At 60.8% G+C, this 8755-nt stretch carries 10 protein-coding genes; 9 read left to right on the plus strand and 1 reads right to left on the minus strand.

Annotated features, from left to right (window positions below):
• Window positions 1-39 precede the first annotated feature (39 nt).
• A complete protein-coding gene (locus AAC126_RS09055; RefSeq protein WP_339852420.1) occupies window positions 40-774 on the minus strand; it encodes a S24 family peptidase in 735 nt (244 codons plus the stop codon).
• Window positions 775-1000: 226 nt separating this feature from the next.
• Here AAC126_RS09055 and AAC126_RS09060 point away from each other — a divergent pair, with 226 nt between their 5' ends.
• The 9 genes from AAC126_RS09060 to AAC126_RS09100 all read left to right on the plus strand — a co-directional run.
• Window positions 1001-1417: a DUF6362 family protein gene (locus tag AAC126_RS09060; RefSeq protein WP_339852423.1), complete on the plus strand. Its 417-nt coding sequence runs from the start codon at window positions 1001-1003 to the stop codon at window positions 1415-1417.
• Window positions 1418-1619: 202 nt separating this feature from the next.
• Window positions 1620-2087: a hypothetical protein gene (locus AAC126_RS09065; RefSeq protein ID WP_339852424.1), complete on the plus strand. Its 468-nt coding sequence runs from the start codon at window positions 1620-1622 to the stop codon at window positions 2085-2087.
• On the plus strand, window positions 2053-3312 hold the full coding sequence (locus AAC126_RS09070) for a terminase family protein (RefSeq protein ID WP_339852425.1): 1260 nt from the start codon (window positions 2053-2055) through the stop codon (window positions 3310-3312). The genes AAC126_RS09065 and AAC126_RS09070 overlap by 35 nt, the downstream gene beginning before the upstream one ends.
• 46 nt (window positions 3313-3358) lie before the next feature.
• Window positions 3359-4060, plus strand: coding sequence for a peptidoglycan-binding domain-containing protein (locus AAC126_RS09075; RefSeq protein WP_339852427.1), 702 nt, complete (start codon window positions 3359-3361; stop codon window positions 4058-4060).
• Between the two features lie 22 nt (window positions 4061-4082).
• Complete coding sequence (locus AAC126_RS09080; protein ID WP_339852429.1) at window positions 4083-5288, plus strand: DUF4055 domain-containing protein; 1206 nt, start codon at window positions 4083-4085, stop codon at window positions 5286-5288.
• Window positions 5289-5402: 114 nt separating this feature from the next.
• Window positions 5403-6206 carry a protein phosphatase CheZ gene (locus AAC126_RS09085; RefSeq protein WP_339852431.1) on the plus strand — a complete coding sequence of 268 codons (804 nt, stop codon included), beginning with the start codon at window positions 5403-5405 and terminating at the stop codon, window positions 6204-6206.
• A gap of 84 nt (window positions 6207-6290) precedes the next feature.
• The gene (locus tag AAC126_RS09090) at window positions 6291-6899 is read left to right on the plus strand and encodes a hypothetical protein (protein WP_339852433.1); all 609 of its coding nucleotides are present in this window, start codon (window positions 6291-6293) and stop codon (window positions 6897-6899) included.
• 32 nt (window positions 6900-6931) lie between these two features.
• Entirely contained in the window at window positions 6932-8143 is a 1212-nt protein-coding gene (locus tag AAC126_RS09095) for a RelA/SpoT domain-containing protein (RefSeq protein WP_339852436.1), read from the plus strand.
• Window positions 8144-8279: 136 nt separating this feature from the next.
• On the plus strand, window positions 8280-8755 hold a 476-nt coding region (locus AAC126_RS09100; RefSeq protein WP_339852439.1), incomplete at its 3' end, for a P22 phage major capsid protein family protein.

Here is an 8755-nt window from a genome sequence, read left to right on the forward strand (position 1 = left end):
CCAGGCATTTGCCCAGGGGCAAAACCCGAGAGACAATCCCTAAAGCCGGCGGGCGAACCATATCACGCGGCCGACGATATTCACCTCCTCAATCGTCCGCTCGTAATCCCGGTAGCGCGCGCTTTCCGAGCGGATCAGCACGCGCGGCGGATCGCTGTTCGGAATATATTCGAGCTGCTTGGCAACCAGACCGATCCCGTCATGCAGCACGAAGATCCCCGGAGGCGACGGGGCCGTCCGGCTGAGATCGATCATCACCTTGTCGCCGGAATACAGCACCGGCTCCATGGAATCGCCATCGATGGAAATTACCCGCAGATCCCGGGCCGATGCCCGCAGCTCGTAGCGCAGCCAGCCCGCATCGAAATACCAGTCATTGCCGCCCGGCTCCTGCTCGAGATTGGCGCCGCCGCCGGCCGAAGCGGAAATCCGGACTTCGGGGACCGCCGTGACTCTCGCCGGGTCGATGGAGCCCGCGGCAGGGCCGAGACCGGAAAAGGGCCGCATGGCCGCCGAAGGACTGTCCCTGCCGGCAGCAGAAGGCAGGGGAACCACCCCCTGTTCCGGCCGCAGCACCGCCTCGTCGACGCCAAGATGACGGGCCAGGGCGTAGCGCACGTCTTCCGGCAATTTTCGCGGCGTCCCGCGATTGATGAACTGGTGCAGGTAGGCGTGATTCTTGCCACAAGCCAGCGAGGCTTTCTTCAGATCCGTTGGGGGATCACGATGCGCCACCAATTCCAGGATGCGCTTTCGCTGGATATCGAGCTTCATAACCGGAACCTAAACTTCCATAATCGGATGATCAAGAGTTTTTTTCCTATTGCCGAATATTAATCTTTCGCCTAGAACAACCTAAGCGTCAGTGGCAAAGATGTTTTTTGACCGGGAAAATCCGATCCCGCCGCAACCTAACGCTCTGAATGCAGAAAAGCCACGCCCACATCTTTAACGACGCTCTGATCATGCGGCGCGGACCGGTCCCGACTGGAGGGAGTCAATGACGAGCACGCAGATTGTGCCGGATCCAAAATGGATCAAACATTACCTGAAAGAAGCAGCGGACACTTTGCATCGACTACCGCGGGCATATGCCAAAGCCCGCCTCACGGGATGGCCGGACGTGGCGCAAAACAGCTTTGCGCATGAATTGTCGCCGGGCAGGACACGGCCGGCGTCCCCAAGTCCGGCAGCGATCGACCGGCTCGATGAAAGCCTCGGCTGGATGTTTGCCTGCGATCAGGAGGAACGGATCGTGGTCTGGGCCCGGGCCTGCGGCGTCGCCTGGCGAAAACTGGAGGATATCGACGGGCGCAGCCATGTCACCCTGCGGCGGATCGAGGATCGGGGCCTGGCCGCAATCCGCGACCGCTTGCGGAAGACACCCCCGCCGCACGTTTTTCGCAGGCCTGATTAATCGGTTTTTTCCGATTAAAGAAAACTATAATATGTTGATATAGCTATAATATTTATAATTCATCGCTAGATCAACATACAAACAAATGACAACTATCGGAAAAAACCGCTTTACAGGGTTTATAAAATCGGCTAAATACTATCCTATCGTCGGCGCTTTGTGGGAACACCCCGCAAGGCGCCTTTTTCTTTGGGTGAAACGCATGGCCGAATCCGCAGCACGGACCCGCAAGAAGCGGCAATTTCTGAAAGCTCTCGCCGAAACCGGAAACGTCAGCGAAGCCGCCCGCAAGGCGCGGCTGGACCGCAGTCACGCCTATCAGATCAGACGCCAGGATCAGACCTTCGCCGAGGCCTGGGATGAAGCACTCGATATCGCCGTCGACCTGCTCGAGGGCGAAGCCCGGAGCAGGGCCGTCGAGGGCGTGGAACAACCGCGTTTTCATCAGGGCAGGATCTGCGGGACGGTCCGGAAATATTCCGACTCGCTCCTGATGTTCCTGCTGCGGGCACACCGCCCGGAAACCTTCCGGGAGGGCAAGGATGCCGGATCAGACGACATGGAACGCCACCTCAAGGGAGCAAAGGAAAAGCTCGCCGCCCGTCTCGAAGCCCTCGCTCCGGACAATGACTCCGATGGAGCGGACCCGGTTCCTGGGCGGGATCAGTGACGCCGAAGCCGCCCTGCTGCTGTATGACTGGCCGTTCTGGGCGCGCGAGAAACAATTGCCGCCGGACGGCGACTGGCGGGTCTGGCTGATCCTGGCCGGGCGCGGTTTCGGGAAAACCCGGACCGGTGCCGAATGGATCAGGGCCGCCCTTGAAAGCGGCCGCTGCCAGCGCGCCGCGATCATGGGGGCCACCGCCGGAGATGTCCGCGACGTCATGGTCGAGGGCGAGAGCGGCATTCTGGCCATCGCCCCGCCCTGGGAACGGCCGCGTTACGAGCCATCGAAACGCCGGCTGACCTGGAAATCCGGCAGTGTCGCAACCCTCTTGTCGGCGGACGATCCGGACCAGGTGCGCGGCCATCAGTTCGACATGGCCTGGGCCGACGAAATCGCGGCCTGGCCGCAGCCCGAAGCCTGGCACAATCTGATGCTGGCGCTTCGGCTCGGCCCCCGGCCGCAATGCATCGCCACCACGACGCCGCGTCCGAAGGACTGGCTGAAGCGGATCGCGGAAGCCGACGACACCCGGCTGATCCAGGGCCGAAGCACGGAAAACCGGCTCAATCTTGCGCCGGGTTTCCTGGCCGCGATGGAGAATACCTATGGCGGCACCCGGCTCGGACGGCAGGAACTCGACGGCGAATTCCTGACCGATGTGCCGGGCGCCTTGTGGCGCCGGGACCGGCTGGAAGCCGACCGCCTCGCTCCGGGGGAACGCCCTGCTCTGGACCGCATCGTCATCGCCATCGACCCGGCGGCGAGCCACCATGCCGCCTCGAACGAGACCGGCATCCTGGTTGCCGGGCGCGCCGCCGAGACCGCTTTCATACTGGAGGATCTCTCCGGGCGGCTGGCCCCGAACGACTGGGCTGTCCGCGCCATCGACGCCTATCACCGGCATGACGCGGACCGCATCGTCGCCGAGGTCAACCAGGGTGGAGACATGGTGGAGCAGGTGCTGCGCAGTGTCGACCCGTCCGTCCCGCTGCGGCTGGTGCGTGCCAGCCGCGGCAAGCAGACAAGGGCCGAGCCGGTTGCCGCCCTCTATGAGCAGGGCCGCGTCCGACATGTCGGGCGCCTTGATCTTCTCGAAGACCAGATGTGCAGCTTCACCGGAGCATCGGGCGGCAATGGCTCGCCTGACCGGGTGGATGCGCTGGTCTGGGCTCTGACCGAACTCTTGCTGAGCCGGAACCGGACGCAGACCGGGCAATTTCTGATCTGAGCCTGACTATATGACCTTTGGGGCCAACCACTGGGGGAGGTGGGAGATGCCTGTAATCGCGTATCTCGAAACAAGCGTCGGCCCCGGCACCGGGCAGCCGCACGATATAGCTCTCGTTCAGGCCCTGCTCGCCCACATCACGGATCTGTTCGGGCACCCCTACTGGCCGGACAGGATCGATGGCGTGGCCAGCGATGCCCTGCTGGAGGCGATCAACCGCTTTCAGGAAGAATTCGGCCTGCTCGATACTGCCGGTGAGGATATCCGGACGGTGATCTCGCCCGCCTCCGTGACTTTCCAGTGCCTGCGGGAAGCAACGGCCCCTGTCCTCTCCGGTCTGCGCGCCGTTACCGGCACCGCGACCCTCTATATTCCGCCCCGTTGCGGCGAGCAGGTCCTGGGGGTGATGGCCGCGAAGCTGCGCAGCCTGGGCTTTGAAGGCAACACCGTTCTGGGGCGGCGGCTGGCGGCCCTTGCCGAACGGGTGTTCGACAGGCACCGCTTCCTGATCCGCTTTCCGGCACCGGAAGACAGCAACAGCCGGACACAGCGGGTCCGGGTGCATTTTCACGGCCTGAAATGGCTGACCGAACAGGGGCGGCTGGCCTCTTCTGAGCAGCCGCACAGCCCGGTTCCCGAAGCACTCTGGTCCCTCGTCACGGCGGAAACCCGCCCCGTCGGCGGGCTGATACCGGAACAGATAGACTATGCCGGCTGCCGGGAACTCTGGCTCAGGCATGACGGATGAGTTTCCGCAGAAAGGCTAAAAAATGAGTTCCGACGTCGCAACTCCGAATGCCGCCTATCAGGACATGGCCACCGACTGGGAGCTGATCCACGACCTGCTCGGCGGCACCCGCATCATGCGGCAGCGCGGGGAGAAATGGTTGCCCCGGGAGCCCGGCGAAAGCCGTGAAGCCTACGCCATCCGGCTGAACCGGAGCGTGCTGTTCAACGGGCTTCAGCGCACCATCCAGACCCTGCTTGGAAAGCCGTTCCACCGGCCCGCCAGCCTGACCGGCACGCCGCCGGACGCACTGGCGGCACTGGCGGACAATGTCGATCTCGGCGGCCGCAATCTCACGGTATTCGCCCGCGATGTGATGCAGGCCGCGCTGACGGACGGTCTCACGCATATCCTGGTGGACCATCCCCGGGCCGGGGAGAGCGGAAAGGATACCGCCCGGCCCTATCTTGTGCATATCCAGGCGGCGGACCTGATCGGCTGGCGCGGCCAGGAAAGCGGCATCGGCAGCGCCCTGACGCGGGTCCGCATCCGGGAGACCGTCAACCGGACATCCGGAACCTGGGACGACAGGGCGGAACGCCAGATCCGGGTGCTCTATCCCGGCCGCTTCGAAATCTGGCGGCGCGGCGGTGACGGCCTTGGCCCCTGGCTGCGCGACGATGCCGGGGACAGCAGCCTCGACTGCATTCCGCTCGTCACCATCTATGCCAACAGGGCCGGTTTCATGACCGCCCGTCCGCCGCTGATGGATCTGGCCTGGCTCAATCTGGCGCACTGGCAATCGGCAAGCGATCAGCGCCACATCCTGCATGTCGCCCGGGTGCCGATCCTGTTCGGCCGCAACCTGACCCTGCCCGAGGACGGCCTGGCGCTCGGCCCGAACCGGATCGTGACCGGCGAGGGCGAAAGCGCCGATCTGCGTTTTGTCGAGCATAGCGGTGCCGCCATCGCCGCCGGCCGGCAGGATCTGATCGATCTGGAAGACCGCATGGCGGTCATGGGTCTCGATCTGATGACCCGGCGCGGCGGCGCGGGATCGACAACGGCGACGGCACGGGCCATAGACGCGGCGGAGAACAACACATCCCTGCTCGGCCTGATCCATGCCGTCGAGGACGGGCTGAGCACCGCCTTCGGCTTCATGGCGGACTGGCTCGGCGTTCCAAGAAGCGAGGCCGGACGTGTCGCCCTGCACCGGCAGGACCCGCAGGATCTTTCGGCCGGCTGAAGATCGAAGCTGTTGCAACCCAATGATTGCAGTGGCACAGGATGCAACAAAACCATCTTTACCGATTGATAACCTCAATCGGGTAGAACTTGGGCGAGTTAGAGGAGTAGCGCTTTGCCTAGGTATATGAAAACGCCGTACAGCATCGAAACGCGCCGCGCCCCCAATGCGGGTGCGAAGACTGGCGCGGTTGCGAAAAATGGTGCGGGCACCAAGCACAATACCGGCAGCAGAAATGCTCTGGTCGCCGAGAGTGTCGTCACCGCCGCCGAGGTCGATCTGTCCGAAGTGATGGAGGCGATCCGTTCTCTGGAACGCAAGATCGACGGGAAGCAGCCAACACCGGTAGCAGCAGATAAAGATGCGGATACTGCAGCGGTTGTCGGCAAGCAGGATCAGAAGATCGAGGAGATCCGGACAGAGATTTCCGAGATCGCCGGCCGTATCCAGGCCACCAAGGTCGAGATTGCCGCCCTGCGCCATCCGCTCTCGAACGACGACAAGTTCGAGTCGGCGACGGAAGAACTCAGCGAGATCGTGCGCCAGACCGAGACCGCGACCGACGGGATCATGACCACCGCCGAGAAAATCGAGGAAGTCGTTGCCGACCTCCTGACGGTCACGCAGGACGAATATGCGAATTCGCGCCTCGGCGACATCGCGGATCTGATCACGGGAATATACGAGGCCTGTAACTTCCAGGATCTGACCGGCCAGCGCATCAACAAGGTGATCAAGGTTCTCAATTATATCGAGGAACGGGTCGATGCGATGATGGCGACCTGGGATATCCGCGAATTCCAGACCATGCCTCTGCCGCAGGACATCACCCGCAAGGACGAGGATCTGACCCTGAGCGGGCCAATGGCGGAAGGCCAGGCCATCTCGCAGGACGAAATCGACGCCCTGTTCGATTGACGTTTCTCCTACCCGGACTTTTCCAAAGCGCCCCGCCCAGCGGGGCGTTTTTCGTTTCAGCATCTTTTATTACTGGAGCTCATCATGCCGTTGCCCGCCGAAACAGACTCTCTCGACGCCGTCCCGGAAGCGGTGCGCGCCTTCTATGTCGCAACAGACGAGGGCCGGTATCGCCTCGACGCCGACGGCGTGGAAGACGTCTCCGGCCTGAAATCCGCGCTGGAAAAGGAACGCGCCGCGCGGCGGGAACTGAAAGCCGAACTGGACGCGCAAAGCACCGGAGAGGTGTCCCTGACCCAGGTGAAACTGGAAGCCGCGCTGATCGCTGCCGAGGCTCGCGCCGCGATCCATGCCGAGCACGGGATCGCCGAGCTGCTTCTGCCGGTCATCGTGCCCCGGCTGATCCTGACCGAGAGCGAGGCCGGGATCTCGGTGACGATCCGGGGCGAAGGCGATGCCCCGGCGGAAAACCCGGAAGACGGCACCCCGCTCACCCCGCGCGATCTGGTGCGCGAACTGCAGGCAAGCCCGGTCTATGGCCGGGCCTTCGAGCCGCCCGCACGCGGCGGCAGCGGTGCCCCCAGCCTCGGCCAGGCGGGCGGCAATGAGAGCGTCATCGCGCTGAGCGACCAGAACGCGCTCGACCGCAACATCGCCGCCATCGCCAGCGGCCGGATACGGGTCTCCCACTAGGCCCAGCTTCAATAGATTTAGAGCGAAAGATCATGAAATCAGCGCTATACTCTCCAAGGTTGCATGAAGAGCTGATTGAAAATGAAATGGCGCAATTCCCGCACCTTGAATACAGCATGAAACAAGTCCTGAGAGCCGGGAAGGCCTTACAAGGCGATATGCATTGGGATGAGAGCACCAAAGATCAAGCAATCGAAATATTTCGCATCGCTCATAGTTGGAGAGACTCTCACGCCCTGCCCATGAAAAGCATCCGACAAGAGATGCTTTCTAGAATGCGCTCGCTCAATCTCCGCGGAGTAACTGCCGCTCGCTTAAAGCGAATGATCTCAATTCGCAAAAAACTGAGGCGGATATCCGCAAAATTAAATCAGATTCAAGATCTTGGCGGATGCCGGATCATTTTGCCCTCGATGGAAGACACCAAAACTTTTATCGAGGAAATGAGGCAAAAATCGAAACACGATCTATCCCGGGAAACCGACTATATCGCCTTACCCAAGGGTGATGGCTACCGAAGCCATCATATGGTTTACAAGTTCAAAGGAAACGCTCGACAATCCGAATTCGATGGTCGGCGAATCGAAATTCAAATCAGAACACGCCTCCAACACACATGGGCAACTGCCGTTGAGACCATAGGACTTGTTCGCGGCGAGGACATGAAAGCATCACAGGGTGATGCCGACTGGCTTCGATTGTTCGATCTTATGTCCGCTGAGTTTGCTCTGGCGGAGAATTCACCGGAGAGAAACGACCTTCCGGAACACACCGAACGAGTACAAGAAATTGAGTATTTAGAACGAAAATTGGACGCCGTGAATATTTTAGACGGGATTAGATTCGCGATACATTGGACAGATAGAGTCTACACCAACAAAACTAAACCGGAATATTTCAAAATTGCTTTCAACAAAGAAACTCAACAAGTCGATATATCAGAATACACAGAACCCAAAAAATGGATAGACGAATACAATTCAGATGAAGAAAAACAAAACCTAGACTCAAACAACCAAGACAATACCGTAATCATTGGAGCCAATAGAATTGAAGATCTACGGGTCACCTATCCAAATTATTTTGGAGACGTGCAATTGTTCAACAAAAACCTGAAAGATCTTTGCTTAGGAAAAACAGCCCAAGAATATACCTTACCACCTATCAACTCAGCTCCGAATATCGAATTGGAGCCAGCAGATATGTCGTGGTTCAGGCCAGGACGAAATCGTCGCTGGACATAAATTAGACTGACCCCCTTCCACTAAGTTTCCCTGACTACACAACCGGCGGCCGGGATGGCTGGCGGCGCTTTGTGCTGCGCGCGGGCCGGGCAGCACGGCACGAACACGCCTTTTCACACATCGAGGAGCCTTCCAGATGGCAAATGCCATGACCGAAATCATGCCGAAAATCCTGGCCCGCGGCCTCCTGGCCCTGCGCGAGCAAGCGATCATGCCCCGGCTGGTGAACGCGGATTATTCGAACGACGCCGCCCGCAAGGGCGACACCGTGGACGTGCCGCTGCCGAGCGCGATTACGGCAAGCGACGTCACCCCGTCGAACACCGCCCCGCAGCCGGACGACATCACCATCTCCAAGGTCCAGGTGCCTCTCGACAAGTGGAAGAAGGCGGGCTTCTACCTCACGGATAAAGAGGTGATGGAGATCGACCGGAACGAGAGTTTCGTGCCGATGCAGATGAGCGAGGCGATCCGGGCGCTGGCCAATGCGGTCAACGCCTCCGTCCATGCCGAATACAAGGGCGTCTTCGGTCTTGTCGGCGCGGCGGGCGTGACGCCTTTCGGCTCCGACGTGTCCGACGCAACCTCCGCCCGGAAGCTGCTGAACAAGCA

This window comes from uncultured Nisaea sp., assembly GCF_963974195.1.
Lineage (GTDB): Bacteria > Pseudomonadota > Alphaproteobacteria > Thalassobaculales > Thalassobaculaceae > Nisaea.